Below are 1,649 nucleotides of genomic sequence, written 5' to 3' on the forward strand. Positions count from 1 at the left end.
CCTGAACGGCCTGAAGCGCCTCCAGGCCGTCCTCGGCCAGTTCGGAGCTGCAGCCGAACATCTCGCACAGCGCCTGGGCGACGACGCGGTTGGTGGCGTTGTCGTCGACGATCAGGATGTGCGGCGCGGATTTCAGGTCGAGGCCCGACAGGTCCGACACGTTCGATTGCGCTTCCGCCTCGACCACGACCCGCGGCGCTGTCAGATCGAAGGCGAAGGTCGCGCCACGTCCCTTGTTGTTTTCGGCCCAAATCCGGCCGTCCATCCGGTCGATGACCTGACGACAGATCGACAGACCCAGGCCGGCGCCGTCGGGGCCGGATCCGTGGACGAACGGTTCGAAGATGGAATCGACGCGATCCGGCTCGACGCCGGGGCCATCGTCGCGAATGCGGGCTTCCATCCGAATGCGGTCGCCTTCAACCCAAGCCTTAAGGCCCGCTTCGACAACGCCGTTGCGGGCGAACTTCAGCGCATTGCCGATCAGGTTGTTAAACACCTGCTTCAAACGCACCCCGTCGATAACGGCCGCCAGTTCGGTGTCGCCTTCATAGCCGACGAGCAGGGTCACGCCGTCCTGAGAGGCGCGCGGCTCCCACATCGACTGGATGTCGTCCATGACGGCGCGCAGGGCGGTAGGCTCGGTCTTAAGCTCCAGTTCGCCGGCCTCGGCCTTGGACAGGTCCACCGCGTCCTGAAGGATGCGCAGCAGGGTCTCGGACGAATCCACGATGGTCTGGACGTGCGCGTGAGCCGCCGTGTTCAACGGCTGGCGGCGGAGCAGTTCGGCGACGGCCAGGACGCCGTTCATGGGCGTGCGCAGTTCGTGGCTCATGATGGCCAGGAACTGGCTCTTGGCGCGGGCGGCGGCGATGGCCTGGGCGCGGGTGTCGCTGAGGATCGCGGCCTGTTCGGCCAGTTCCGCATTTTGCTCGCGCTGACGCGTGTTGACGGCCTGCAACAGGGTGGCGGCGGTGCCCACACCCCAATAGGCGCCGTTCTTGGTGACGATGAAGCCGCGCAGCAGGGCGGCCGGACCGCCCTTCAGCATGATGTCGCAAAAGGCGTCGATGCGGACGCCGGCCTCGACCACGGCGGGCTCGGCATCCATGGCGAAGGTGATGGGGCGAAGGTCGTAAAGGGCGTGGCCGAAGCGGGCGGCGATTTTCTGAAGGAAGGCGGTGCGTTCGACCAAACCGACGGGACGGTCGCCATCGACCACGGGAATGACCAGCGTATCCGGCTCGCATTCAAAACGCGCCAGAACCTCGCAGCCGAGAGTCGTCGGCGCAACCGGCTTTGGACGCTCGGAAAGGGTCTCGATGGTCGGCATACTGCCTGGAACTCCTACTCATTGTGAGTAAAAGCCCAAATCGCTTGCGGATTAGTTAAGCGGCGTCGTCCAAGACGCAAATCCGCCTTTTTTGCTCAAGGGTTGGGTCTGGTGTATGAGGCCCGCCCGGCCCATCTGGGTCCCCATCCCTTTGTGCATGCGCGCGGCCGACCGGCCGACCGCAGATTCGTCATGAGCGTCATCCTGGAAAAGACCCCTACATCGGCCCTGGTTCTGTTCTCCGGCGGGCAGGACAGCGCGACCTGCCTGGCCTGGGCGCTGAAGCGGTTCGAGCGGGTGGAGACGGTCGGCTTCG

General features: G+C 65.2%; 2 protein-coding genes. One reads left to right on the forward strand and one right to left on the reverse strand.

The window, feature by feature from the left end:
- On the reverse strand, positions 1-1,333 hold a 1,333-nt coding region (locus tag RT123_RS15710; RefSeq protein ID WP_313010183.1), incomplete at its 3' end, for an ATP-binding protein.
- Positions 1,334-1,525: 192 nt separating this feature from the next.
- Between RT123_RS15710 and RT123_RS15715 the strand changes: the two genes are divergently transcribed.
- Positions 1,526-1,649: 7-cyano-7-deazaguanine synthase (locus RT123_RS15715; RefSeq protein ID WP_313010185.1), on the forward strand; the 124-nt coding region annotated here is incomplete at its 3' end.

This window comes from Brevundimonas vesicularis (genome assembly GCF_032067225.1).
GTDB classification, from domain to species: Bacteria; Pseudomonadota; Alphaproteobacteria; order Caulobacterales; family Caulobacteraceae; genus Brevundimonas; species Brevundimonas vesicularis_F.